We start from the raw sequence: 25,988 nt of genomic DNA on the forward strand, positions 1-25,988 counted from the left end.
CGCCTTCATGTCGCCGCCGCCGCGCCCGTACAGCCAGCCATCTTGGATGCGCGGTTCAAACGGCGGGCTGTCCCACATGTCCAAGGGGCCTTCGGGCACCACGTCGATATGCCCGTTCAGGATCAGCGAGCGCCCGGTTTGGCTGCGCGCCCGGTGGGTGCCGACGACGTTGACCGCGTCCTCATGGGGGCCTAGCACCGGGGAAAAGCCCGGCAGGTGCTGAATGTCGGCCACGTCGATTTGCCAGCAGTCCACGGCCAGCCCCCGCGCCGCCAGTTCGCGCGCCATGAAATCCTGCGCCGATTGCTCGTTGCCGCGGGTCGAGGGATGCGCCGTCAGCTCGGCCAAAAAGGCCACCTGCGCGTCAAAGGCGGCATCGACGGCGGCGCAAACTCGGGTGTTCAGATCGTCTTGCATCGGGCTTTCTCAATTCGGGCTGTGTCAAAAGGTCGGAACGGGGGCGTCTGGCAGGTGCAGCGGCGCGCCGGTCGCCTCGGCCACCTCGGCAGGGGTCACGCCCTGCGCCACTTCGATCAGCGCAAAGCCCCGCGGACCCACCTCAATCACCGCCATGTCGGTAAAGACGCGCGCCACGCAGGCCCGCGCCGTCAGGGGCAGCGCGCAGGTCTGTTTCAGCTTGGGGTTGCCTGCGCGGTCGGTGTGGGTGGTCAGCACCACCACCCGCCGCGCCTTTTGCGCCAGTTCGATCCGGCCGCCGACGCCGGGGCTGAACTTGCCGGGGATCTTCCAGTTGGCCAGATCGCCGTTGGCCGCCACCTCGAACGCGCCCAGCATGGTCAGGTCCAGCCGTCCTGCGCGCACCATGGCAAAGCTGGTCACGCTGTCAAAGAACGCCGATCCCGGCACGGTCGACACATAGGCGCCGCCCGCGTCGATCAAGTTGCGGTCGGCTTGGTCGGGGGGCAGGGTCTTGCCGATCCCGGCCATGCCGTTTTCGGTGTGCAGGCAAACTTCGAAGTCGACAGGCATGTGGTCGATCACCTTGGTCGGCAGGCCAATCCCAAGGTTGACCACCATCCCCGGCGCGATCTCTTGGGCGGCGCGGGCGATCATGCGGGCTTTCGCGTCGGACAACGGCGTACTCCTCGGACAGGGCGCCCAGCGGGACGACGTGATCGACGAACACCCCCGGCGTTTGCACCGCATCGGCGGGCAGATCGCCCAAAGGCACGACGGTCTCGGCCTCGGCGATGACGCAATCGGCGGCCATGGCCATCACCGGGTTAAAGTTCCGCGCCGTGGCGACATAGGACAGGTTGCCAAAGGCATCGGCCCGGTCGGCATGGATCAAGGCCACATCCGCGCGCAGGGCGGTTTCCACCAGATGCGGGGTCCCGTGGATCTCGACCATTTGCTTGCCCGCGGCCAGTTCTGTGCCTATGCCGATGTCGCTGAGAACCGCGCCAATCCCGGCGCCGCCCGCGCGGATGCGTTCGGCCAAGATGCCTTGGGCGTTGAATTCCACCTCGATCTGGCCAGCGTTCATCAAGCCGATCGCATGGGCGTTCAGCCCCAGATGCGTGGTGATCAGCCGCGCGACCTGCCCAGAGGCCAGCAGGTGGTCGATGCCCATGCCCGGCTCGTTCGCGTCGTTCTTGATCACGGTCAGCCCCGTTGCGCCATGTTCCACCAGCGCGCGGATCAGCGCCATGGGGGTGCCCGGCACGCCAAAACCGCCGACCATCACCGTGTCGCCATCCTTGATCCTTGCGACGGCGGCCTGCATGGCGCAGGTCTTGTCCGGCAGCTTCATGCGGCGCTCCCGGTGGGCAGGCCCACCTCTGCGGCAAAGGCATCCAGCGCCTCGCGCAGGATCGTCATCATCTCGGCGATCTGCTCTGCGGTGATGATCAACGGCGGCGCGAGCAAGAAGTGATCGCCAGAGGTGCCCCCACGGGTTCGGCGCGAATAGATGATCAGCCCCCGCTCATAGGCCAGCTCGACCAGCCGGTCATAGGCATTCAGCGCAGGCTCCAGCGGGGCCATCGTGGCGCGGTCGGACACGAACTCGAACGCGGTCAGCAACCCCTTGCCGCGCACATCGCCGATAAAGGCATAATCCGCCATCAATGCGCGCAATTCGGCCATCAGCACCTCGCCCATGCGCGCGGCGTTCTTGATCAGCCCCTGGTCTTCCATTTCCTCCAGCACGGCCAGCCCGGCGCCGCAGGCCAAGGGGTTCCCGGCATAGGTGAACCCGTGCAAAAAGCCGCCCGCGTCCAGCACCGGCTCGACCAGACGCGCGCCCGCGAGGATCGCCCCCAGCGGCGCATAGCCCGCGCCAAAGCCCTTGGACAGGGCGACGATATCGGGGGTGATGCCCCAATGCTCGGCCGCAAGGAACTTGCCCGTGCGCCCCGCCCCGGTCATCACCTCGTCATAGATCAGCAGAACGCCAAATTCGTCGCAAATCTCGCGGATGCGCCCATAATAGCTGTCCGGCGCAACCAGCGCCCCGGTCGACGCCCCGCCCACGGGTTCCATGATAAAGGCCAGCACCGTCTCTGGCCCTTCCTCAAGGATCTTGTCGCGCAGCATCTCCGCGTACTTCAGCCCGCGCGCCTCTTCGGTCAGGGTGTCGCGGTCCAGATAGGTCGCGGGGGCGGCCACCTTGGGCATCCCTGCCATCAAGGGCGCAAAGGCCGCGCGCAACGGGTCGTAGCCGGTCAGGTCCAGCGCGCCAAAGGTGCAGCCCTGATAGGACGGAAACCGCGAGATCACCTTGGTGCGACTACCCTGCCCTTGGGTCAGCGCGTATTGCCGCGCCAGTTTCACCGCGCTTTCCACCGCCTCAGACCCGCCAGAGACAAAGAACACGCGGTCCAGCCCCTCGGGGGTCATGGCGACGGTCTTGGCGGCCAGATCCTCGGACGGATGGGTGCGAAAATGCAGCCGATAGCCAAAGGTCGCCTTGTCCATCTGCGCCTTGTTGACCTGCACGCCGTCCAGCCACACCTCGCCGCCGGTCAGCGGGTCTAGGTCGTTGATCGCCCGCAGCAGCGTCGACTTGCCGGACCCGGACGCGCCGATGATGCCGACGATCTGGCCGCGTTCAACCGTCAGGCTGATGTCCTTGAGCACTTCGAGATCGCCAAAGCTTTTCTGGGCGTGGCGGATTTCGACGAAATGGGTGGGGTCGATCATGTTGCGCCTCTTGCGATCAGCGCGAAACGGAAATGCGGCGTTCGATCTTGCGCTGCACCCATTCCATGCAAAGGTTGATGACATAGTAGAATGCCGCCGCGACGATGTAGAATTCGAACGGACGGTAGGTCTTGCCGATGACGCGCTGCGCCGACAGGGTCAGCTCGCTGACGCCGATGACGGACACCAGCGCGCTGTCTTTGAGCAGAGCGATCATGTTGTTGCCGATGGGCGGGATCACGTCACGCACCGCCTGGGGGATCACCACCTTGCGCAGCGCCTCGCCCCGGCTCAGGCCAAGGGTGCGGGCGGCCTCCATCTGGCCCTTGTCCACCGCAAGGATCGCGGTCAGGATCGACAAAAGGATCGTCAGCCAAGCCGCCTCCAGAAAGAAGGGGTAGACCTTGAGCATCAATTCTATGTCCATGGGGCGTCCTTGCGGCGGTCGGTGCAGGCGGTGGCCCCCACGCCGTGATGGCGCAGGGGCGCGCGGCTTAGCGGATGTCCGCGCCGATCCATTCCTCGGCAATCGCCAGATAGGTGCCGTCTGCCATCATCTCGTCCAGCGCGGCCTGCATCTGGGCGGCCAGCTCGGGGTTGCCTTCGCGGATGGCGATGCCCGCGCCAAAGGGGTCGGTCGTGGGATCGCCGAACATCTCGAACTCTTGGCCCTTTTCGCCCATGGCGAGGATCGCCGCGATGGAATCGTTCACGATCGCGTCCACACGGCCATTTTCCAGCTCGAGCAGCAGCTCGGGCAAGCCTTTGTAAGTGTTGATGTCATAGCCCTTTTCACGGGCCCAATCCTCGTGGGTTTCGCCCAGCGTCAAGCCAACCTTCTTGCCGCCGAGATCGTCGAGCGAGCCGATGCCCGACCCCGGCTTGGTAAAGATCGCACGCTTGTCCGAGTAGTAGGGGCCGACGAAATCCACGACCTCGTCGCGCTCGGCGGTGATGGTCATCGACCCGACGATGGCGTCGTATTTCTTGGCCAGCAGACCGCCGATGTTGCCGTCCCACGCGGTGGTGACGATTTCAGCCTCAAGGCCCATACGCTTGGCGATCTATGTGCCAATGGCCGGGTCAAAGCCCACGACCTCGTTCTGGTCGTTCACAAAGTTGAACGGCGGGTAGGCGCCCGACATGGCAATGCGGATCACGCCTTTTTCCTTGAGCGTGTCCAGCTCTTCGGCGGCGGCGGGCGACATCCCGACAATGGCAAGGCCAGCAGCAGCCAAGGTGGATTTCAGAACGGTACGGCGTTGGGTCATGTCTCTCTCTCCTGTTGGTGCAATCGGGAAACGTTGCCCGCGAAATCTGGTGGCGGTTCTACGCCGCTCGGACAGAAGGCTTGCATTGATGTTAATAATAGCGCAGGTAAATACCATATACCCTATATATAGATGCGATCTATGCACCTGCCGCAGCAGCAACGTTTTCCCTGGAATCTGGACTGGAATCTCTTGCGCACCTTCATGGTGATCGTCGAGCAACGCGGGATTTCCAAGGCCGCCGACGCGCTGGGGTTGAAACAGCCAACAGTGTCTGCCGCGCTGAAACGGCTCGAAGAGTCGACGGGAAAACAACTGGTTATCCGCAAGCCCAACGATTTCGCCGTCACCCGCGCCGGGCAGGCGCTGTATGCCGAATGCGCCGGGATTTTCGGGACGATCTCGCAGTTGCCGTCGCTGATGGATGCCGACCAGACCGAGCTGCGCGGGCATCTGTCTATCGTCACCACCAGTTCGGTGATGTCCCCGCACTTTGATGATATTTTGAGCAACTTCGCCCGCAGGCACCCCCATGTGACCTATTCTTTTTCGGTGCTCGAAAGCGACGACGTGGTCACCATGATCTCGCAGAACCGGGCGAGCCTTGGGATTTGCCTGCTGGCCAAGGAACCCGAGGCGCTCAAGACTTCGATGCTGTACCGCGAGTATTTCGGCCTGTATTGCGGCGCGCGCCACCCGCTGTTTTCCGCCCCGCGCATCGCGCCGGGGGACTTGGCAGGAGAGCCTTTCGTGGCCTTTCAGACCGAGGCCGAAGGCGGCCCGCTAGAGGCGATCTCGCGGTTGCGGGCGCGGGCCGGGCTGGCGAACAATTGGCGCGGCGTGTCCTCTAGTCTTAATGAAATCAGGCGGTTGATCATGGCAAACGTGGGGATTGGTGCCCTGCCCTTGCACGTGGCCGAGCGTGACGTGCAGGCCGGACACATCCGCCAGATGCCCCCCTATGACGACCTTCCCTTGGTCGCCATCTACCTTGTCACTAACCCCGCGCGCCGCCAGTCCAGCGTCGAAGCCGCGTTTCTAGAGACCTGCGAAACCGCGCTGAGCGCCATCGACATCACACAGCGCACCTACGGACAGAACGCCGCGCTATAGCCACCCCTCGAAAATGATCTGATGGGTGTGCTGGGTCTTGTAGTCTTCGAGCACCTTGAGGTTCGTAAACGCGGACTGCAGCGCCGGGTCGTGCGGCCCTTTGGGGGCAAAGGGCGACAGCCAGCCATTGTGCTTGCGCGCATCAAGGTCGGTTGGCGCGAAGGCCCAGGAAAACAGGCAGCGGGTGCCCGGATAGGCGTCCCTCAGCGCGGCGAGAAAGCCCGGAACATCCAAAAGATATTCCAAAAAGCCGGACATGACGATTACGTCGGGCTGCACCTTGGGAAATTGGGTGTCCTTATTATAGTCGCAGACAAAGGTGCGCTCGTTGCTTGGCACGCAATCCACCGGCCAATAGTGGCGGGGCCGCGCGTGCTCACGAATGGTCTGATGGCCCGCGCCGAAATCAAGGACAGCGTCCTGAGGGGACAGGTATTGTGCGATCAACACGTTGCGCCGGTCCCATGCGGGGGGCGTTTGCGCGGTCCTTTCCCAGCGGTTGATATCCGTCGGCGGGCTCACAAGATCGAATGGAAAGGCCGCCAACAAAGCATCCGCCTGCGAATTTATTGTCCCGTAGCGGGCGAAATCGGCGTAGATACGGCCAAGGGTTTCCTCTGCACTCCCAAGACCCATCAGCGGCGCATTGGCGCGCTTTTCCTGACCGACGCTTTGGAAATAATCGCGGAATTTGAAGCCCTCACCGACAACCTTATCCGACAGGATCGCCCATTTGCTGGGTATGCCATACGCATCCGCAATGATCAGCCCATGCAGCGAGCTGGAGACGATGGCATCGCAGGCGCAGACTTGGTCAATAAAGCGGTGGATGCGCGCTGGTTCCGGCGCATCGCTTTGGGTAATGTCGATCACACGGACATCGTCGCGGCCATGGAATTGCGCCAGCTCGGGCGCGGATTGATCGACGTAATGCGGAATGATCCCAAGCCGGTATCGCTTTTGCGCGTGGGGCGGTTGGTAATATTTCGGGAAAAGCAAAGCCGGATCGCAAAACACATCCGGGCACGGAACGCCCGCCTCCAAAAGACGCTTTTGCGTCAAGGGGCCACGCACCGCGGCCACCTGTTTGGGCCGGACATCGCCTAAAACAAACGGCGTGGTTTGGGAAATCGCCCCGATGCCCCAAAGGATGCTGCCCGAGGTCGCCCATTTCAGCGTGCTGCCGCAGATCATCAAATGCGGCTCTGTCGTCATTTCGGTCAGATTGACAACCTCGGGCGCGCGCCCCGTCACCTGCTCGAACAAATAGGGGCTGATGGCATCGCCCCAATTCCAGACTTCGTTTTGAAACCCTCCGCCAGACCAACAGCGGACCTTGTCGAGTGTCATGGGCCGTTCTCCCTGACCAAAGGCGATCGGTCCGCGTTTAGGCGCCGACCGGCAAGGCTTGGATATCACACATATCGGCCGGAATCACGGTTTCACTGAAGCCAAAGGGATTGGGCGTGAAATCGCGCGGCACCCGCGTGCGCCCTTCCAGCAAAAAGCCCAAGGTCCGCTGCCATTGGCGTTGGACATAGGCCATCGAATTTTCCGCTTCGACGTCGCGCGCGCCTTGTCGCCACAAGTCCAGATCGGCCTCTTGATCGGCAAAGCGCTGAATGGCCGAGATAAAGCCGCGCAAACGGTGCGCCCGGCTGTTTTCGGCCTCGACCAAAATGCCCATCGCCGCGTTGCGCACAAGGTGCACATGGCCGGGGACCGACCCCAGCCCGATAAACGGCACGCCCGATTGCACCGATTCCAGCACCGCGTTGGGAATGCCTTCGCCGCCGCTCATGGACACGCTGAGATCGAGCAAGCCATACGCCGCGCCGGGATCGGACATATAGCCATGAAACGTCACCTTGTCCTGCATCGAATAGGACCAGACCAGATGTTCCAGCGTGGCGCGCTCTGTCCCGTCGCCGATGATATGAAACGCATAAGAGCGCGTCTCGTCGCTGGCCAAACGGGAAAAGACCTCGATCAGCTCTGTGAGGTTCTTTTCCGGCCCCAACCGGCCAAAGTAGCCGACGCTCAGCGGCGCGCCTTGTTCGCGCGGACGCGGGTCTTTGTAGTCCGACAGGCGCGGAAAGAGACCGTGATTTTGGATACGCGCCTGAAAATGCTCGGGAAAATTGGCGTTATGCGCGGGCAGCATCAAGGACACCACGTCCACGTCCTGATACAGTCGGTCGATGTCGCTTTCGGGCAGGCTTTGCAGGCCGGTGTTCACCACCGGATAGCCCATGCCGCGATCGCAGACGACAATCTGGCTTTGGAATCCTTTGACGAACTGGCGCACCAAGGGGTCGCCCCACATCCAGGATCGCGCGACGATCACGCTGTCAAAGCGCTTGTGGCGCAGCTGCTGCCACGCCGCGTCCAGACCGCCGTCGCCGAAATAGACGTTGCCGCAGGTCAGCACCTCGACCTCGGGGGCGAGCTTGCGAAAGCGCCGGGGATTGACGTCTTGGACCAGACAGATGGTCACGCCGACGCCTTGGAATTCGGACAGCCAGTTGGCGATCTGATCCTCGAAGGCGCCGCCCTGGTACAGGCCCGGCGCGAGGATCAGCACGTTGGCATCAGTCTTGGCCGCAGGCTTCGCCACGCCGCAGGAATGCACCACCGGGGCGACCGAGGGTTCCAGCGCGCGCACATGGCACAGATCGGCGACCCCATCGGCGCGCACCCGAGCGGCAAGCGCGTCCTGAACATGGCGGGCCATGGGCACACGGCCATACCCCGGCGGGGCAAGCTGCACCATCTCTGCGCCATCTTGATCGCGCACCGCACAGAGCCGCGCGTAATCCTCTTCAAAGAAGCGAATGACCGGCATCAGCTGGCGTCTTCCGAAGCTTGCGGCAGCTCTTCGGGTGCGATCCCCAGCAGCTGATCCAACTGCCGCCGATAGGTGTTGTTGCGCTCGCGTTGGGCGCGGCGGAACTCTCGGAATTCGTCCCAGATGATGTCGCCGCCTCCGGTCTGCTCGATCTCCTGGCGCAGGCTCAGCAGCTCGATCTCGTACTGGGTAAAGCGTTCCTGCAAATCGGGCGGCAGGGCCGTTGGGTCTGTCTGGGCGGCGGGGGCAGCCTCTGCGAGAGTGGAAATCTCGGACTGGACCTTTTGCAGCTGCTTGGCCATCCGCTCGATGCGGGTGTTGAAGTTGAAAATCCGCTGCTGCGCTTCTCGGTCAACGGTCGCCGCCTTGGCCGCTTCGGCGCGCTGGTTGGCCTCGATCGCCTCGACCCGGCCCAGCAGGTTCATCATCGCCGGATCACCAAGGTTCGGGCGGCGTTGGCTGCGCCGCAGCCAGTCGAACACAAAGCCGACCCCGCGATTGGGCCCAAGCACGGACACGACCTTGCCGATCATCTCGGTCATCGCCACCGGATCGCTGCCAAGCTCGGCAAACCGCAGGCCAAAGCTGTGCTGGATGTCCTGATCGATCAAAGCGTGCAGGCGCTGCTCGGCGTTGTTCTTTTCGATCAAGCCGACGAGGGGCTGAACGTCCTGCATCATCGCGATCAGCTTGGCATCCGAGGCATTCCCCGTGCCGCCGCGGACCGCACGCAGATCGGCGCGCACCTCTTCGATCAGCAGCGGATTGGTCTTTATATGCAGGCTGCTATTGGCAAGGATCGCCGGAACGGTGGGGAATTGCGCGTGCTTGCGCAGCCTGCTCCAATTCGGGTCGCGCAACGCCATGGCCAGCGTATCGCCCCGCACCAAAAGCGCGCCCAATTCGGTGGTCCGCCGCGTTTCCACGTAGTTTTGCAGGATGTCCGGCGGGGCAAAGGGGCCAGCCGCTTGGTTCACGGCGCGATTCTTGCGCCCATCGCCGGTCATCAGGCCAACCTGTTTGGTGGCGAAATCACCCTGAAGCGGCGGGCGTTTTTCCCATTCCTTGACGAAGAAGAGACACGGATGGTCGCGCAGCAAATAGCAGCGTTCGGGCGCAATATCGACCGTCTCGATGGTGTCCGCCACGCGCACATCGCCCAAGCTCTCGGCCATATCGCACAAGGTCTGGGCCGCGTCCGGCGCATCGGCGCACGGCAGGATGACAGCGGATGTATCGGCCACGGGGAGTGCAAAGAACGCCTTGAGCATCTCCAGCGCCGGGCCGGGAAAGCTGGCGTTTGCCTGATAAATCAGGGTCAGGCCGCGCTCCGCGTCCTGCGCCGGGGCGCCGTTTTTGCGCAGGGCGATTTCGATGGCCGGGTTGTCGCGCGACAGCCGCAGCAACGAAGAGCCGCCAAGCAGATCGCACATGGTGGCGCACAGCGCGGCACTGTCGTCATCGGTCAGCGTGGTAAAGCAGATCTCGAATGCGGGCACGACATATTGCCGGGTGACATCCGCCTGAAACAAAAAGAATTCCGTCGCGTAGGCGGACAGGGCCGGATCGGCAAAGATCGCCTCTCGCATCCGGTCAAGGGTCCGCGCCACGGAATACGCCCGCCCAAGGATTTTGCTCGGCTGGGTCGATTTGCTGACGGATCCGGGCCGCTGGCGATACCAATACAGCTTGTGGTTCACAAAGGCCAAGGACCGCGCCTGCATCATGATCCCATAGATGCGCGCAAAATCGTCCAGCTCTTCGCGCTGGATGTCCGGCATCTGGGCAGCGGCGGCGTCCCACAGACTACGCTTGAACAGCTTGTTGCAGAGCGAAAAGTTGATCTTGCGGCGCAGGAATTCCTCGAACGGGGCATAGCCGGTGATCAGCGCGCTGTCCGCCGTACCGCTGAGGTGGGGCGCGACGAATTCTTGTCCGGGATCGTCCGAAAAGGCGTTCATCCCGAATTGCAGGATATCCACATCCGCATGGGCCACCAGCGCTGTGCGCAGCTTGTCCATGGTCTGTTCGGCCCACAGATCATCGGAATCCATAAAGGTGATATAAGTTCCGGTGCTGACCGCGACACCTTCGGCACGCGCGCGGTACGCCCCAAGGTTTTCGTCCAGACGCACCAGACGCACCCGTCGGTCCTGAGTTTCAAAGCCGCGGACCACCTCGCTGGTCCCATCCGTGCTACCGTCGTCCACCACGACGATGTCCAACATGGCATCGGGTTGCGCGCAAAGCGCCTGAAGCGTTTCCCCAATCGTTTCTTCGGCCATATAGGCCGAGACAATAACGCTGATCGTGCAGTTCATAGTCGTCTTGCCTTGTCGTTTAGTTCGATCGGCGGGCGTGGATGTCAAACCACCCGAATAAAGGCAGACCTTCGGGGAATGCCTCCGGGGACTCTTTGAATTCTTGTCGGACCCTCTCGCGATAGCTCATGATCCGATCGCGTTGGCGCACCGCCTCGGGAAAATCCAGCCAGCGCCCTGACAGTTCAGGGCCGAACATCCCGCTGCTGGAGTTTTTGAATTTGTGATTGAGGAATTTTCCAGCCAATGCGGGAAAAGGTTCGCGCGTGTTCGGGTGGTAACGTTGATTGACGAATTGGAATTGATTGTAGCCCATTCGCGTCAAAGATCGGAAATTCTGATCGCTCAGCCCTTCGACCGAAATATAGCTGGGATGCAGCAAATCGGGCAATTGCCCAAGGTGATCAAGCGCGGTTCCATCCGCCCCTTCGAGATCAATCTTAACGTAGAAAGGGCGACCGTGGCGGCGTACCACATCGGCGATGTTCACGCGCGGCACGGTGATTTCGCGCAAAGCCTGCCCCTTGGCGGCGATGGTCGGATCGGTGCTGCTAAAGTTTGGATTGTGGTCGTTGACGTAAAAGGTCATCTCGCCTTCGCCATCGGCAATCGCCGCGTTGACGATGGTCAAGGCACCGCTTTCTTGATGCTCTTTCAGAGTGTTACCGACTTTTTCCGCCAACTCTGTGTTGGCCTCGACGGCGACGACACGAAACCCCTTGGCAAGGTAATATTCGGTGTCGCGCCCTTCGTGCATACCCAGATCAAGGATCAGATCGGGCTCTTGTGGATGCAGCGCCGCCATGTCAACGCACCATGAGCGCGATGTCGTGATGGCCGACCGGGTCCAGTGACAGGCCGACCACCGCGCAATCCAAAGTGTTGATCAACTCATTTGTCGCCGCCATCACACCGCTTGGCGCCATGGCTGTTGGAGCCCAATTGGAATAGCCGTGGATCTGCAAAACCGCACCCGGACGCAGCTTGGGGATCGCGGCGTTCAACTCTGCCAAGGCCGACGCGTATCCTCGAAAAGCATTCACGTATAGATAATCTGTTGAATCATCTAAAAGGCTATCCAGCGCCTTTTTTCGCCCTTGAGTCAGATGGACAAAAGGGGGTTTGGACAGCTGTTCCTGATTGGCGGCAGAAATCCGACTCAAATCATCATCGATCAGGCAGAATTCGCGTGCACCAAGCAGATTATTCAGCCCAACGGCGTTATTCCCATTTCCGACGCCGACTTCCGCACATTTCGGATGACGCCCCACCCAAATCTTTGAAAACTCAGCCAATCTTAGGCGACCACTGAATATCCGTGCATCACGCAGCTTGGCCTGCGCGGTGATTGCCGTGGGTGTTCCGTCGATCAGCGAAAGCTGACCTGCCTCTTCCCAATTGAAATTCCGCCCCCCAAGCGCGGATTTCTTGAAGTCCAGAATTTCTTGGCGAGCAGCCAAAATGGTGTCTTTCAAAGACTGAATTAGCACTACATTCTCCCACCGACTACTTAACCCATGTCCGAATTTGATTAAGAAATGGTTAAAGTCAACGCTAAGCTGTGCGCACACCGGCATAAAGTTTCGGCAAGAGATCGTCTTTTGCGGCTCAATTCAGTCCAAAAAATACCGCTCAGACGCGCCAGCGGGCAAAGGCCGAACCGCCCTGCCCGCCGCACCATAGGACCGATCACTTGGGCAGTGTGATCGCCTTGGCGTTGATGAACTCGGTCATGCCAAAGCCGCCGTGTTCGCGCCCATAGCCACTGTCCTTGACCCCACCAAAGGGCATCTCCGGCGTCGCGAGGTTAAAGTGGTTGATGAACACCATCCCGGTGTCGAAATGGGTCTTGGCCAGGTCCTGCGCGCGCGCCTCGTTGCGGCTGAAAATCCCGCCGCCCAGACCAAAGCGGCTGTCGTTGGCGATGCGCATGGCGTCCTCGTCGTCCTTGGCGCGGATCACAGAGGCCACCGGGCCAAACAGCTCTTCGTCATAGGCGGGCTGGCCGGGGCGCACATCAGTCAGAACCGTGGCGGGATAGTAATAGCCCGTGCCCTCGGGCATCTTGCCGCCCACCGCGATCTTGGCCCCCTTGGCGACCGATTTTTCAACCTGATCGTGCAGCGTCTCGCGCAGGTCTTTGCGCGCCATCGGCCCCAGATCGGTGTCTTCGTCCATGGGATCGCCAAGGGTGACATCCTTCATTGCGGCGACGTAGCCTTCGACAAAGGCGTCATAGACTGCCTCTGTCACCACAAAACGCTTGGCGTTCACGCAGGTCTGGCCGTTGTTGTAGATCCGCCCCGCCACGCAGGTCTTGACCGCAAGCTCGACATCCGCGTCTTCGAGCACCAGATAGGCATCGTTGGAGCCCAGCTCCAGCACCGTCTTTTTCAGATGCTCGCCCGCCTTTGCGCCGATGATGCTGCCGGACTTGGCGCTGCCGGTCATGGTCACGCCGCGCACCAGTTTATGCGCGATCAGCTCGTCGGACTGGTCGTGGTCGATCAGCATGACGGTAAACAGGTTTTCGGGCAGGCCCGCCTGTTCAAAAATGTCGCGCAGCATCAGCCCCGAGCCGGTGCAAATCTCGGCGTGTTTAAGCAAGACACCATTGCCCGCCATCAGGTTGGCAATCGCGTAGCGCACCGCTTGATACGCCGGGAAATTCCACGGCTGAATGCCATAGATCACGCCGATCGGGGCCTTGGTGATCAGGCCCTTGCGCCCGTCTTGCAGCTCGCGCGTCTCGTCGGCCAGCACCTCGGGGCCGGCCTTGGCGGTCCAATCGCAGATGGCGGCGCACAGGTCGATCTCGTCACGGCTGTCTTGCAGACGCTTGCCCATCTCGCGGGTCATCAGCGCGGCGAACTCTTCTTTGCGGGCGCGCAGCTTGGCGCCGATGGCGGTCAGAACCTCGGCGCGCTCGGCAAAAGAGGTCAGCCGCCAGTCGGTAAAGGCCGCGTGGCACGCCTCTAGCGCGGCGTGCATCTCGGCGTCGGTCATCATGGGATAGCTGTCCAGCGGCTCTTCGGTCGCGGGGTTCTGGGTGGTCAATGCGCGGTCGGGACGATGAGAGTCCTTCATGTCGGGTCCTTTCAAAATCAAAGTCTGAAAGGCCAACGTGCGCGGCGGGTGCGCGTTTCTTTGTTGGGACGCGCACCGCCCGGTCTAACGTCAATGTGATCCTATCAAGGCGGGGGCACGCGTACCCTGCCCCGCTCCTTTCGCGCGATCTAGCCGTGCCAAGTCGGCCCGGCGGGGTCTTGTGTCCCGGTAACCCGGTAAAGTCCCGCCTCGCCGGTTATCGACGGGACGACGCTATGCGCCAGCCCCTCTGGCACGCTCATGGTGTCGCCCGGCGCAAGGGTCGCCTCGCCGCCCTGCCACGTCACCCGCCAATGACCAAAAACCGGCATCAGCACCGAGGGGCGGTCCTCTGTCACCGGGGCGGTCAGGGCCGATCCACGCGTCAGCAAAGACACCTCGAACCCCGGTCGATCCGGCAGGCACCCGTCCGGCCCGATCACCGACACAGGCGCGCGGTCCGCCATGGCGGACAGGTCAAGGTAGCGGGCCACTTGGCGCGGCAGGACGGCGCGGGCCTCTGGTTCGGGGAACTCGGCCAGCTCGGCGTCGGTCAACAGCGGCATGGGGGCGACGCCGTCGGGCAGGCTCTCGCCCTTTTTGCTGTCGTAGAGCTTGCCGTTCTCGCCCAGTACAAGACCATGCGCGCCCGCGTCTTCGATCACCTGCGGGGCCCAGATCACGCCGCCGCCCGCGTCATCGCCGCCCAGCACCGCCATGATCATCCCGTAATCGGTGCCGACATTCTCGAACCCGCGGAAAATCCCGGTGGGAATGTTAAAGATATCACCCGGCTCAAGGATTACCTCGCCGGCCGTTCCCCAGCGCCCCCAGAAAAAGCGCCAGCGCCCCGACAGGACAAAGAACACCTCGGCGGTGCGATGCGAATGCAGCGAGTTGCGGCAATGGGGCGGCTGGCCCGCAGCACCGATGTTGAACCCGTGCGGGATCGTGATGTGCACATGCTGCTCGGCACTTTCGGACACGCCGCCGCCAATGATGGTAAAGTTCTCTTTCTGGTCGGACCCCGGCGTGTGGGCGTCGATAAAGGCGGTGCGGCAGCGTTTCAGCTCGCCGTAGCGGACGATGCGGTTTGTCAGATCCATGGGTCAGGCTTTCTCGGCAGGCGTTTCGCAGGGCAGGACAGGGGCGGCTTTGGCGTAGGGCACGTTCACCCCGCCATAGCGGCGAACCCGCAGGTTGCATTGTTCGGCGTGGCCGGCAAAACCTTCGAGCATACACAGGCGCGAGCCGGCAGCGCCGATGCGGGCGGCGGCCTCGTCGGTCAGGATACGCTGATAGCTGTGGGTTTTCAGAAACTTGCCGACCCACAGGCCACCGGTATAGCGCCCTGCCTTCTTTGTCGGCAGGGTGTGGTTGGTGCCGATCACCTTGTCGCCATTGGCCACATTGGTGCGCGGCCCAAGGAACAGCGCGCCATAGCAGGTCATGTTTTCCAAGAACCAGTCGTCGCGGTCGGTCATCACCTGCACATGCTCCGACGCGATGTCATTGGCCACGTCCAGCATTTCGTCGTAGGTGTCGCACAGAATCACCTCGCCGTAGTCCTGCCAAGAGGCCCGCGCCGTGTCGGCGGTGGGCAGGATTGCCAGCAGGCGGTCGATTTCGGCCAGCGTCGCCTCGGCCAGCTTGCGCGAGGTGGTCAGCAGCACGGCGGGCGAGTTGTACCCGTGCTCGGCCTGCCCCAGCAGATCGGTGGCGCACAGCTCGGCGTCGACGGTGTCATCGGCGATCACCATGGTCTCTGTCGGACCGGCAAAGAGGTCGATGCCGACGCGGCCAAACAGCTGGCGCTTGGCCTCGGCGACAAAAGCATTGCCGGGGCCGACCAGCATGTGCACCGGCTCCATGGTTTCGGTCCCCAGCGCCATGGCCCCGATGGCCTGAATGCCGCCCAGAACCCAAATTTCATGCGCGCCGCCAAAGTGCATGGCGGCGATCACGGCGGCATTGGGCTGGCCCTTGAACGGCGGGGTGCAGGCGACGATGCGCGGCACACCCGCCACCTTGGCCGTGGCCACGGACATATGGGCCGAGGCGACCATGGGGAATTTGCCGCCCGGTACGTAGCAGCCGACCGACTGCACAGGAATGTTCTTGTGACCGAGGATGACACCGGGAAGGGTTTCTACCTCGGTATCCGTCATTGACTCGCGCTGCGCCTGGGAGAATTTGACCACCTGTTCTTGCGCGAACTTGATGTCGGCGATCTCTTGAGGCGTCAGCGTGGCGATCAGCGCCTCGATCTGTGCGAGGTTCAGGCGAAAACTGTCCGGCGCGTAGCCGTCGAACCGCTCGGAGAGGGCGCGCACGGCGGCGTCGCCGTTGGCTTGAATGTCCTTGAGGATCGTCTCGACGGTGGCGCGGGTCTTGTCGTCGTCGGCGGCGCGGTCGGCCTCTGGCTTGCCGCGCTTGAGATGGGTGATGGTCATGGGTCTCTCGGGCTTTTGCATACGCTTGCAAACAGGAGTAGCCGAGCGCCCGCCCCCTCGCAACAGATTCTTGCATACGATTGCAAAATAACCGCAAGGCACGGCAAACCCCCCGGCAAAACCGGGGGTCGCTGGCGAGATTGCAAAGGAAATCAGGGGCGCGTGGTGCCGCGATGGATGGCCACCGGCTCAATCCGGACCTTGCGCACCGGGTGATCGTCGTTTTCGATCGCGCCGATCAGCTCATCGACGCAGGCCGACACCATCGTGTTCAGACGCTGGCGCACGGTGGACAGGTTGAACGAGGGCCAAGACGCTTGGGTCACATCGTCAAAGCCCACCACGGCCACGTCCTGCGGCACCTTCAGGCCCAGCTCGTGCCGGATCACGTCCAGCGCGGCAAAGGCCATGTGGTCATCGCTGACGAACAGCGCGTCGGGGGGCTGCGGCACGTTGAACAGCTCGCGGGTCGCTTCGGCGGCCTCTTTGTAGTGGTAGTTGCCCACCGCCCGCGCGTACAAAGGCACGCCCGCCTCGGCCAGCCCCGCGCGAAAGCCCTCTTCGCGTTCCTGCTGGGTCGAGGCGCCTTCGAAGCCGGCCAGATGCGCCACCCGCAGCGGCTTGCCCTCCAGCAGCATTTGCGCGGCGATGCGCCCGCCCGCCACGTTGTCAGAGATCACCGCCCGCATATCCTCGCGCGGCTGGTCGCGGTTGAACAGCATCACCGGGATGTTCAGATCGCGGCAGCGATCCGCCAGCGTCGACGACATAGAGACCGACATCAGCACGATCCCATCCACCCGGTAGTCCAGAATGGTCTGCACCACGGGTTCCACGTTGCCGATGGTGTTCGAGGCCATGAACAGCAGCACGTGATAGCCGTTTTCCTGCAAGGCAATCGACAGCTTTTCCACCGCCTCGGGGTAGAACTGGTTTTCAAGGTAGTAGACCACCAGACCGATGATGCGGCTCTTGCCGGTGATCATCGCGCGGGCCAGCACGTTGGGGCGATAGCCCAGCTCGTCGGCGGCAACCTTGATCTTTTCGGCCATCTTCTTGGACACGGACGCGCCCGGCGTGAAATAGCGCGACACGGCCGACTGGCTGACCCCCGCCTTGCGTGCCACATCCACGGACGTCACTGGTTTGCCGCTCACATCAAGCACCTTTCGTTAACCACAGGCTCTGTACCCGCCCAGCGCCAGGCTGTCACCCCCGGCAGCCCTAGGACTGCGCCGTCAGGCGTTGGCCGGTTTCGATGTCGAACAGGTGGCAACCTTGGGCGGGGATGCTGGCGCGCACCATGCTGCCGATCTCGGCCCGGAAATCCTTGGCCGCCTTGAGGTTGACCAGTTCGCGCCCGACGCGCACCGCAACCATCGACGCCTCGCCCAGCAGCTCCAGCGCAAAGATCGGCGCGTGGATGTCGCCGCCCTCGGGCACCAGCGTCACATCTTCGGCCCGAAAGCCCAGGATCACCTTGCCGGACTGCGCCGAGGGCAAGCCCGGCAGCCGCAGGTTTTCCGCCTCGAAGGTGCCGTTCTGGATCGTGCCTTCGACAAGGTTCATGGCGGGCGAGCCGATGAACCCCGCAACAAAGGTGTTGGCCGGGTTGTCGTAGATCTCTGTCGGGGTGGCGACCTGCTGGACAACGCCCTTGTTCATCACCACCACGCGGTCAGCAAGGGTCATGGCTTCGATCTGGTCGTGGGTGACGTAGATCGTGGTGGTTTTCAGCCGGTGTTGCAGGTTCTTGATCTCGGCGCGCGTCGACACCCGCAGCTTGGCATCAAGGTTGGACAAGGGCTCGTCCATCAGGAACACGGTGGGTTCGCGCACAATCGCCCGGCCCAGCGCCACCCGCTGGCGTTGCCCCCCGGACAGCTCGGCGGGGCGGCGATCCAGCAGTTCCAGCAGATCGACCTGCTCGGCGGCTTTCATCACCCGGTCGTGGTGCTGGTCCTTGGGGACTTTGCGCACCTTCAGAGGAAAGCGGATGTTCTCGTAGACCGTCAGGTTCGGGTAGAGTCCGTAGGACTGGAACACCATCGAGATGTCTCGGTCCTTCGGCTCCAGATCATTGACCACGCGCCCGCCGATGACGATCTCGCCTTCGGTGATGTCCTCGAGGCCCGCGAGCATCCGCATCGTTGTGGACTTGCCGCAGCCCGACGGCCCCAGCAGCACGAGGAACTCTTGGTCTTCGATATAGAGGTCGAAGTTGTCCACGCCGACCACGTTGCCCCATTTCTTGGAGATGTTCTTGAGGTGAATATCGGCCATTGGCTTATCCCTTGACGGCGCCGGCGGTCAGGCCGCTGACGATTTGGCGTTGGAAGAACATCACGAGGATGAACAGCGGCACGGTGGCGCTGACCACGGCGGCCACCGCGTACATGATCGTGCCTTCGGTCTGTACCGTCCCGAGGAAAGAGTTGATCTTGGGCACCGAGGTCTGGTTGTCCTGGTTCAGCAGCATCGCGGTGACGGCAAAGTCGTTATACGCCAGCAAAAAGGAAAACAGCCCCGTGGTGATGACCCCCGGCCACATCACCGGCATGATCGCCCAGCGAAAGGCTTGGAACCGGGTGCAGCCGTCGACCATGGCGCTTTCGTCCAGATCCTTGGGGATCGACTGGAAAAAGCTGTGCAGCATCCAGATCGTGAACGGCTGGTTGATCGCCACCAGAACGATGATCGCCGTGGGCAGATAGCCCCAGATGTTCAGCTCGAAGAACGGCAGCAGATAGCCCGAGACCAGCGTGATATGCGGCATGGCGCGAAACACCAGCGCCGCCATCAGGATCCACATGGTGTATTTGCGCGCCGAGCGGGACAGCGCATAGCCCCCCAGCGTGCCAAAGATCAGCGAAATTGAGGTCACGCAGACCGTCACGATCACCGTGTTCCACGCCGCGCGGTAGAACTCGCGTTCGACCCAAGCGCCTTGGTAGCCGTCCAGCGTAAAGGCGCCGCCGGTCTGGCGCGTGGTCGCCGGGCCAAAGATCGCATCCCAAAAGGAGGCGCGTGAAAAGAAATCAGCCTGCACCTTGAACGACCCCCAGACCGTCCAGAAAAACGGAAAGGCGGCGGCGATCAGCCAAAGCACCAGCACCACGCCGGTCGCGATCATCAGCGGCTTTGATTGTCCGAGTTTGCTGTCCATCAGTGGGCCTTTCGGTTGAACTCGCGCCACGTGCGGATCAGCACCGGCATCAGCAGGACGATCACGCCCAGCATGGTCAGGATAGAAGTCGCGGCAGCAGAGCCGAACAGCTGGTCCACCTGCCCGTTCAGATCGTTGTAGATCGACCACGACAGCGAGGTGGCATTGGCCTCGGAGCTAAAGCCGATGATCGGCTCGAACACCCGAAAGTTATCCATCATCAGCACCAGCCCCACAAAGGTCGCCAGCGGCACCAGATGCGGCATGACCACGTAGCGGATCCGCTCCCACCGGTTGGCCCCGTCGATCATCGCGCTTTCCAGCGTGTCCTGCGGCAGGGTCTGAAGCCCGGCGTAGAACACCACAAAGGGGAACGGCGCCATGTGCCAGATGCCATAGACGATCAGCGTCACCCAGGTCAGCGTCGGGCTGGCCTTTAGGCTTAGCTCTGGGTCGTCGAACAGCCATTGCAAGCTCGCCCCGATCACCCCGTCAGAGTTGATCATCCAGAACAGGATCAGCGAGCCGATCAGCGGCGTGACGATATAGGGCAGCAGCGACAGAAAGATCACCGGCCCTTTGTAGATCTTGGGGATGTTGTTCACCCCCAAGGCCACGGCAAAGCCGAGGATCATCGCCAGCGGGGTCACCAGCGCGGTGTAGACCAGCGTAAAGGCCAGCGCCTTGTAGAACGGCAGGTTGTAGATCCGCGCCATCACATCGCCAAAGCCGTCGTTGTCCGACAGGATCACGCCAATCTCGTCCACCGCCAGATGCGCGCGGTTCAGGTAGGTGCCAAGCCCGTTGAACCGCCCCAAGGGTTGTTCGGCCCTCAGCGCGGCGGTCGCTTGCGTGTCGACCTTTTCCTGTGTCTCACAGCCAAAGGGGCCGCAGCTCTCGACCGTCACGACCACCTGTTCGTGCTCGACGAACAGCGACTGCACGGCCACCGACAGGATCGGCAGCGCGATAAACAGCACCATGGCAAAGGCAGACGGCAGGATGAAGGCGGCAAAATCGCGGTGGCGCATGTCGTATCCTTGAAAAAGCACGCCTCCGGGTAGGGGAATAACAAACCCCGGAGGCGCTCTTGAACCGATCGTTTGCCCCGTTTCAAAGGAAACGGGCGCGCGCGATCAGTTGAGGAAACCGGCCTCTTGGGCGGCGGTCCGGTAAGCGGCAGAGACATCGGCCAAGGCTTGCTCGGCGCTTTCCTTGCCCTGCATAAAGTCCGCCAATTCCGCGCCCAGCGCGGTGTGCATCAGGCCCATATAGGGCGACATGGGATAGGGCTTGGCCCCGGCCTTTGCGTTGCCCAGCACACCCTTGGCGGTGTCGGGCGCGGTGAAATCCTTCATCAGCCACGTGGCGGCAGAGGGGTTTTGCTGCGCCACTTCGGGGCGGATGCCGTGGACCATCGCGATAAACGACGCCTCGGCGTCCTCATCCGAGATGTTCTTGGCGATGGTAAAACCGTCCCACCACAGCGCTGCCGCCGGGGTGTCGCCGCCGCCAACGGTGGGCGCAGCGGCCAGCACCGTGGCCTCGCCGATCTGCGGCGCGGGGCCGTCGGGGTCGACATGGCCGTTCACCATGCTGCCCCACTGGTTGATGATGGCAATATCCCCGGCCAGATACATCGCCTTCATCATCGCCAGCGTCTTTAGGCCCGCCTCGCCGCTGATCGCAGGCTCTGCACTGCCCGGCTCAAAAAAGCTGCCACCATAGCCCAGGTAGGTGTTCACGAACTCATTGCCCAGGTACCAGCCCGCCTGGTTGGCCCCCGCCAGCGGGTATTCCATGATCCCCTTGTCACGGATCACCTGCGCCGCCTCCAGGATGCCTTCAAGCGTGGTGGGCTGCTCCAGACCCGCCTCTTCCAAAACATCCTCGCGGAGAAACAGGTGCTGGCCGTTGCCCATAAAGGCAATCGCCATCGTCTGCCCGTCGATCTTGATCAACTGGCTGGGTTGCAGGCTTTGCCCGTATTTCTCCACGAGGTCGTCCAGCGGACGAACGAGATCATCGTTGAGCAGCGGCACGATCGAGTTGTTGGCCACAACCGCCACCGTGTATTGCGCCGGGTCCACCGTCAGCGCCGGCACCTGTAGCGCCTTGTGCTCGGTGGTCATGTTCTTTTCGACGGTCACGCCATCACCCGCGCAGGCTTCGGCCTCAGAGATCACCAGCCCCAGCGCGTCAAAGTCGTTGGCCAGAATGCGCACAGAGCCGCCTTCGATCCCGCAGCCCGCCTGCGCCATTCCCGCCGCGAGCACCAGCCCGAGCGCCGTCGTCGTCAATACCTTCATGTCTTCTCTCCTTGTCGGTGCCTGCCGGATGTTGTCCCCAGTCTTGCGCTTGGGCAGGGTCATCCCTGCCCGCCATTCAATTGTCCAGAACCTCTTGCGCGCTTGGTTTATCCGCCAGCTGCGCCATCTTGATCTGAACCAGCAAGGACAGCTCGTCATAGACCGTCCATTCGTCGACGATCTTGCCGTCCTTGTAGTGGTAGTGGCTGATGCCCATAACCTGCACCCGCTTGCCCGTGGGATCGCCAAGGCTGGTCAGCCCACCAAAGCCAAGGTGGTGCCCTTCCATCACCCAGCGCACGGCGACCTTGGTGCCGCCCTCGTTGCAGGGGGTCGAACAGATGTGCTGCGGCGCGAACTGCGCATCGGGGAACGCCCCCACCAGCGCCAGCGCCTGATGGGTCACCGAGGACACGCCATACAGCTCTTTCATCAAAGGCCCGTGCCACATGACAGTGGGCGCATAGATGTCTCGGTAACAGCCGAACATCTTGCGGTTAAAGCTGTCGTGCAGCCACGTCAGCGTGTGCCGTTCCAGATCGGTCTTGGCGATGGACAGGTCGGCCTGTGTCGCGGGCGGATACTGCCCCAGCATCAGGCCCGTTTCGCCAATGTCCAGCACCGTCTGCCCCGCGGCCAGCTTGGTTTGCGCGATCTTGGTGGCATAGGCGTCCACGTCCAACCCCAGCTGCTGGACAATCGCCATCTGGTCGGACACCACCCACTCGCGGTAGATCTTGTTGCGATGGATCATGCAGTCCGCCACCGTCCGGCTGACAAAAGGCCGCCCGTTCGCAGGCCCGTAATGCCCGTTCTGAGTATAGCGCCCCTGCCCCGTCACCAGATGCGAGGTGTAAAACCCGTCCTTGTCGTCGCCGCCCCAGATCACATGGGTCGCCATTCCCCTCCGCTCTGGCAGCGACACCAGCCGCTGGATCGTGTCGCGCACCACCGCCTCGCGGTCATAGATCGTGGCCATCGGCGTATAAAGCACGATGTTGTGGGTATAATGCGTGTAGATCAGGCCCACGTCACGCTCGTCCCAGATCTTGTGGGTGCAGCGCACGATGTAATCGACGATGTCGCTGTAGCACGGGTCAAACCCGTCCATCCCCTGCACTGGCGCGCGCCCCTCTGGGACAAGTTCCTGAAAGTCGGCGCGCTCGACATTCATCACCCGGCCACCATGGGGACCATCCGGCGCGGCTTTGGTCTTGGTCAGGGTTGCGGTGTCGTCGGTCGAGGCCATCAAGAGTTCCTTCCACGGGGCGCGGCCCGTTTTGCATACCTATTCATTAAAATCTGCCGCAGGTTTTCCGCTCTGGCAATCGCAAAGTGCATACTTATGCAAAAATTTCTGCCCGTGCCCTGTCAAAGGCAAATCGAGGCTTGCCCGAACCCCCTTGAATACATATGCAATTCTAGACGACAGGAGAGACGCCATGACCGCCGAAGAATTGGACACACTGCTCAGACAGGCGGGAATTGCCCTGCCCCGGCAGAGCTTGGCGCGACCCTGCCCGGCGCCCAAACGCTGCTGGCGCTGGCGAATCAACTGCCAAAAGCCGATGCCCCCGATGCGTGACCTGCTGGATCAGCCGCTGCGCCAACAGGCCACTGCCATCGCCGAGGGGCGCGCCCAGATCAGCCAGATCATGGACGCGACCCTTGCCCGCATCCACGCCCGCGATCCTGCGCTACGCGCCGTTGTGCACCTCAGCGGCAACCCAACCCCGCAAAGCGGCCCTCTCCAAGGTTTGCCCATCGGGATCAAGGACCTGCTGGATGTGGACGGGCAGCCGACGCGCTGCGGCTCTCATGCGCATGACGCTCCTGGCCCCGAAGCCGCAGCGATTACCCGCCTGCGTGCGGCGGGCCTGACCCCCCTCGCCAAGCTGGCGACCTACGAATACGCCCTGACCGGCCCCGCGTGGGATCAACCCAACCAGCCCGCACGCAACCCGTGGAACATCGCGCATATCACCGGCGGATCATCCTCTGGCTCGGCGGCAGCGGTGGCGGGCGGGCTGTTCCGCGCCGCGCTTGGCACCGACACGGGCGGATCGATCCGCGCGCCCGCCGCCTATTGTGGCATCACTGGCCTCAAACCCACACATGGCACTGTGCCGGATAAGGGATGCTTCCCCCTCTCGCCCAGCCTTGATGTGATCGGCCCGCTGGCCGCCACGGTCGAGGATGCCGCCACCGTGCTGGATGCCCTCGCCCCCGGCACCGATGCCTGCGCTCAGCTGAGCCAGCCCATCGCGGGGCAAAGCATCGGCTACGCGCGGGACTGGTTCGCCCATGATCCCGCCTGTCACCCAGACGTGCTGCGCGCCATGGATGACACCGCCGCGAGCCTCAGCCAACTGGGGGCACGGGTCTCCTTGGTCACGCTGCCGGACTACCCCACGCTAGAGGCGGCAGGCTGCGTGATCCTGCAAGCCGAAGCCTGGGACATCCACAAAAGCCGCCTCGCACACAATTGGCAAAGCTACGGCAAGGACGCCCGCCGCAACCTGATGACCGGGGCGGTGCTGACCGACACCCACGTGGCCCGGGCCCGCGCCATCGCCCTCAGCTTTCGCGCCAAGGTAGACGAGCTTTTGCTCAGCCATGCGGCGCTGCTGACGCCCACAACCCTCTCCCCCGCGCCCAAATTCTCGGATTTCGAGGATGGCCCGGTCTGGACCGCCATGCGCACCCTGCCGTTCAACATGTCCGGCCACCCGGCCATCTCGGTCCCCTGCGGGCTTGCGGCCAACGGCCTCCCGCTTGGCGCGCAACTCGTCGCCAAACACCACCAAGACGCCCTGCTCTGCCAGATCGCCCACGCCTTTGAACAGGCGACGCCGCCTCTCGGCCCTCCGCCCTCCCTGCCCAAGGCACAAGAAAGGGCAGAGGTGTAGCACCCCCGCCCCTGCTTCTTCTCTTTTCAAATATCCAAATTCCGACCGTCAGGCCTGCACCTGCATCCGATCAAGGCGCAACTGCGCGGCCCGCCGGTGCCCTTCCAGCGTTTCCGAAGCCGCCTGCCGCGCCGCCGGAGGGGCCACCTGCCGCACGCCCTCTTCGGTCAACCACTGATGCGTCACCGTCTTGATGTAGGTGCCCACCCACAGCCCGCCGGTATAGCGCCCCGCGCCCATGGTCGGCAGCGTGTGGTTGGTGCCAGAGCACTTGTCCGAATACACCACGCTGGAGTTCGTCCCGATGAGCAGCGACCCATAGTGCCGCAGCTTTTTCGACAAGCTATGCGCGTCCTCGGTATGCACTTGCAGGTGCTCCGCCGCGACGATGTCGGAATAGGCGATCATTGCCGCCTCGCTCTCGCAAACGACGATCTCGCCATAGTCGCGCCACGCCTGCCCCGCCGTCTCGGCGGTGGACAACGTCGCCAGCTGTGCGTCCACCTCGGCCAGAACCGCCCTTGCCAGCGCGGCATCGGTGGTGATGAGGCCCACCCGCGTGCGCGCGTCATGCTCGGCCTGCGCCAAAAGATCGGTCGCGAGCATCTCGGCGTCCCCAGTATGGTCCGCCAGAATGAAAATCTCGGACGGCCCCGCCAGCTGGTCGATACCAACGGGGCCAAAGACCTGCCGCTTGGCCTCGTTCACAAAGGCATTGCCCGGCCCGACGATCTTGTCCACCGGCGGCACGCTTTCGGTGCCCAAGGCCATCGCCGCAATCGCCTGCGCCCCGCCAATGCGGAAAATCCGGTCCGCGCCGGACAGATGACACCCGGCGATCATCGCCTCATGAGCGTTGGGCGGTAGGCAAGCGATCACCTCTTCGCAGCCCGCGACCTTGGCCGGGACAATGGTCATGATCGGCGCGGACAGCAGCGGATAGCGCCCGCCCGGCACATAGCAGCCAACCCGCTCCAGCGGGATATTACGGTGGCCCAGATGCACACCGGGGCGCACCTCGACCTCGATCTCGGACAGCGACCCCAGCTGCGCCTCAGCAAAGGCGCGCACGTTGGCGATGGCAAATTCGGTATCGGCGAGGGTCTGCGGGTCAAGCCGCGCAACAGCGGCCTCGCGCGCCTCCATCGTCACCTCAAAGCTGTCCAGCTCGGCCTTGTCGAACTGGGCCGAAAAGGCACGCACGGCAGCGTCTCCCTCGGCCTGAACGCGGGCCAACACACCGGCCACCAGCTCTTCGACGGGGCGATTGTCGGCCACCGCATCGCGGGCCGGGGATTTCACAAAGGTCAGCCCTTTGGGCAGGGGCAGTCGGGTCATGTCAGGAT

The 25,988-nt window shown here is 62.9% G+C and carries 23 protein-coding genes and 1 pseudogene; 2 read left to right on the top strand and 22 right to left on the bottom strand.

All coding sequences use genetic code 11. The features are described 5' to 3' along the window. The 7 genes and pseudogenes from B9A11_RS19505 to B9A11_RS22355 all read right to left on the bottom strand — a co-directional run. A partial coding sequence (locus B9A11_RS19505; RefSeq protein ID WP_143595949.1) for a M20/M25/M40 family metallo-hydrolase occupies positions 1 to 417 on the bottom strand: 417 nt, incomplete at its 3' end. 24 nt (positions 418 to 441) lie between these two features. After that, positions 442 to 1,167 (bottom strand): 3-oxoacid CoA-transferase subunit B, encoded by a 726-nt coding sequence (locus B9A11_RS19510; protein ID WP_327442517.1) that lies wholly within the window; start codon positions 1,165 to 1,167, stop codon positions 442 to 444. After that, a pseudogene (locus B9A11_RS22350) lies at positions 1,133 to 1,774 on the bottom strand (CoA transferase subunit A); the annotation flags it as partial. The pseudogene B9A11_RS22350 and the gene B9A11_RS19510, both read right to left, overlap by 35 nt. Beyond that, positions 1,771 to 3,165, bottom strand: a complete 1,395-nt coding sequence (locus B9A11_RS19520) for an aminotransferase class III-fold pyridoxal phosphate-dependent enzyme (RefSeq protein ID WP_083499950.1) — start codon at positions 3,163 to 3,165, stop codon at positions 1,771 to 1,773. The pseudogene B9A11_RS22350 and the gene B9A11_RS19520, both read right to left, overlap by 4 nt. Before the next feature lie 16 nt (positions 3,166 to 3,181). Then, positions 3,182 to 3,592, bottom strand: coding sequence for an amino acid ABC transporter permease (locus B9A11_RS19525; protein ID WP_143595950.1), 411 nt, complete (start codon positions 3,590 to 3,592; stop codon positions 3,182 to 3,184). A 67-nt stretch (positions 3,593 to 3,659) separates the two neighbouring features. Next, positions 3,660 to 4,217: a transporter substrate-binding domain-containing protein gene (locus B9A11_RS19530; protein WP_234988910.1), complete on the bottom strand. Its 558-nt coding sequence runs from the start codon at positions 4,215 to 4,217 to the stop codon at positions 3,660 to 3,662. A gap of 12 nt (positions 4,218 to 4,229) precedes the next feature. Then, a complete protein-coding gene (locus tag B9A11_RS22355) occupies positions 4,230 to 4,436 on the bottom strand; it encodes a hypothetical protein (RefSeq protein WP_234988911.1) in 207 nt (68 codons plus the stop codon). A gap of 141 nt (positions 4,437 to 4,577) precedes the next feature. On the opposite strand from B9A11_RS22355, the gene B9A11_RS19535 reads away from it, so the two are divergent. Beyond that, positions 4,578 to 5,549, top strand: a complete 972-nt coding sequence (locus B9A11_RS19535) for a LysR family transcriptional regulator (protein ID WP_058249140.1) — start codon at positions 4,578 to 4,580, stop codon at positions 5,547 to 5,549. Here B9A11_RS19535 and B9A11_RS19540 read toward each other — a convergent pair. The 14 genes from B9A11_RS19540 to B9A11_RS19605 form a co-directional block, all read right to left on the bottom strand. After that, complete coding sequence (locus tag B9A11_RS19540; RefSeq protein ID WP_058249139.1) at positions 5,544 to 6,899, bottom strand: polysaccharide pyruvyl transferase family protein; 1,356 nt, start codon at positions 6,897 to 6,899, stop codon at positions 5,544 to 5,546. The two genes, B9A11_RS19535 and B9A11_RS19540, sit on opposite strands and share 6 nt — an antisense overlap. 37 nt (positions 6,900 to 6,936) lie before the next feature. Further along, the gene (locus tag B9A11_RS19545; RefSeq protein WP_058249138.1) at positions 6,937 to 8,394 is read right to left on the bottom strand and encodes a glycosyltransferase; all 1,458 of its coding nucleotides are present in this window, start codon (positions 8,392 to 8,394) and stop codon (positions 6,937 to 6,939) included. Next, on the bottom strand, positions 8,394 to 10,718 hold the full coding sequence (locus B9A11_RS19550; RefSeq protein ID WP_058249137.1) for a glycosyltransferase family 2 protein: 2,325 nt from the start codon (positions 10,716 to 10,718) through the stop codon (positions 8,394 to 8,396). The genes B9A11_RS19545 and B9A11_RS19550 overlap by 1 nt, the downstream gene beginning before the upstream one ends. Positions 10,719 to 10,737: 19 nt before the next feature. Beyond that, positions 10,738 to 11,523 carry an FkbM family methyltransferase gene (locus B9A11_RS19555; RefSeq protein ID WP_058249136.1) on the bottom strand — a complete coding sequence of 262 codons (786 nt, stop codon included), beginning with the start codon at positions 11,521 to 11,523 and terminating at the stop codon, positions 10,738 to 10,740. Between the two features lies 1 nt (position 11,524). After that, positions 11,525 to 12,208: a class I SAM-dependent methyltransferase gene (locus tag B9A11_RS19560; RefSeq protein WP_143595951.1), complete on the bottom strand. Its 684-nt coding sequence runs from the start codon at positions 12,206 to 12,208 to the stop codon at positions 11,525 to 11,527. Positions 12,209 to 12,407: 199 nt separating this feature from the next. Then, positions 12,408 to 13,805 (bottom strand): NAD-dependent succinate-semialdehyde dehydrogenase, encoded by a 1,398-nt coding sequence (locus B9A11_RS19565; RefSeq protein WP_058249134.1) that lies wholly within the window; start codon positions 13,803 to 13,805, stop codon positions 12,408 to 12,410. 149 nt (positions 13,806 to 13,954) lie between these two features. Further along, positions 13,955 to 14,911 (bottom strand): cupin domain-containing protein, encoded by a 957-nt coding sequence (locus B9A11_RS19570; protein WP_058249133.1) that lies wholly within the window; start codon positions 14,909 to 14,911, stop codon positions 13,955 to 13,957. Positions 14,912 to 14,914: 3 nt separating this feature from the next. Then, positions 14,915 to 16,258: a histidinol dehydrogenase gene (gene hisD, locus B9A11_RS19575; RefSeq protein ID WP_058249132.1), complete on the bottom strand. Its 1,344-nt coding sequence runs from the start codon at positions 16,256 to 16,258 to the stop codon at positions 14,915 to 14,917. 152 nt (positions 16,259 to 16,410) lie between these two features. Further along, positions 16,411 to 17,415 carry a LacI family DNA-binding transcriptional regulator gene (locus B9A11_RS19580; RefSeq protein WP_058249131.1) on the bottom strand — a complete coding sequence of 335 codons (1,005 nt, stop codon included), beginning with the start codon at positions 17,413 to 17,415 and terminating at the stop codon, positions 16,411 to 16,413. Between the two features lie 67 nt (positions 17,416 to 17,482). After that, positions 17,483 to 18,541, bottom strand: a complete 1,059-nt coding sequence (locus B9A11_RS19585) for an ABC transporter ATP-binding protein (RefSeq protein WP_058249130.1) — start codon at positions 18,539 to 18,541, stop codon at positions 17,483 to 17,485. A 4-nt stretch (positions 18,542 to 18,545) separates the two neighbouring features. Then, positions 18,546 to 19,424 (bottom strand): carbohydrate ABC transporter permease, encoded by an 879-nt coding sequence (locus B9A11_RS19590; protein WP_058249129.1) that lies wholly within the window; start codon positions 19,422 to 19,424, stop codon positions 18,546 to 18,548. Further along, positions 19,424 to 20,455, bottom strand: a complete 1,032-nt coding sequence (locus B9A11_RS19595; RefSeq protein ID WP_058249128.1) for a carbohydrate ABC transporter permease — start codon at positions 20,453 to 20,455, stop codon at positions 19,424 to 19,426. The genes B9A11_RS19590 and B9A11_RS19595 overlap by 1 nt, the downstream gene beginning before the upstream one ends. A 105-nt stretch (positions 20,456 to 20,560) precedes the next feature. Beyond that, complete coding sequence (locus tag B9A11_RS19600) at positions 20,561 to 21,733, bottom strand: ABC transporter substrate-binding protein (RefSeq protein ID WP_058249127.1); 1,173 nt, start codon at positions 21,731 to 21,733, stop codon at positions 20,561 to 20,563. Positions 21,734 to 21,809: 76 nt separating this feature from the next. Next, complete coding sequence (locus B9A11_RS19605) at positions 21,810 to 22,982, bottom strand: nuclear transport factor 2 family protein (RefSeq protein ID WP_058249126.1); 1,173 nt, start codon at positions 22,980 to 22,982, stop codon at positions 21,810 to 21,812. 193 nt (positions 22,983 to 23,175) lie between these two features. Here B9A11_RS19605 and B9A11_RS19610 point away from each other — a divergent pair, with 193 nt between their 5' ends. After that, entirely contained in the window at positions 23,176 to 24,642 is a 1,467-nt protein-coding gene (locus B9A11_RS19610) for an amidase (protein WP_058249125.1), read from the top strand. Positions 24,643 to 24,690: 48 nt separating this feature from the next. Here the strand turns inward: B9A11_RS19610 and hisD (B9A11_RS19615) are convergent, their stop codons facing one another. Then, positions 24,691 to 25,980, bottom strand: coding sequence for a histidinol dehydrogenase (hisD, locus tag B9A11_RS19615; RefSeq protein ID WP_058249124.1), 1,290 nt, complete (start codon positions 25,978 to 25,980; stop codon positions 24,691 to 24,693). Positions 25,981 to 25,988 lie beyond the last annotated feature (8 nt).

It is taken from the genome of Tropicibacter naphthalenivorans, assembly GCF_900176475.1.
Classification (GTDB): Bacteria; Pseudomonadota; Alphaproteobacteria; order Rhodobacterales; family Rhodobacteraceae; genus Tropicibacter; species Tropicibacter naphthalenivorans.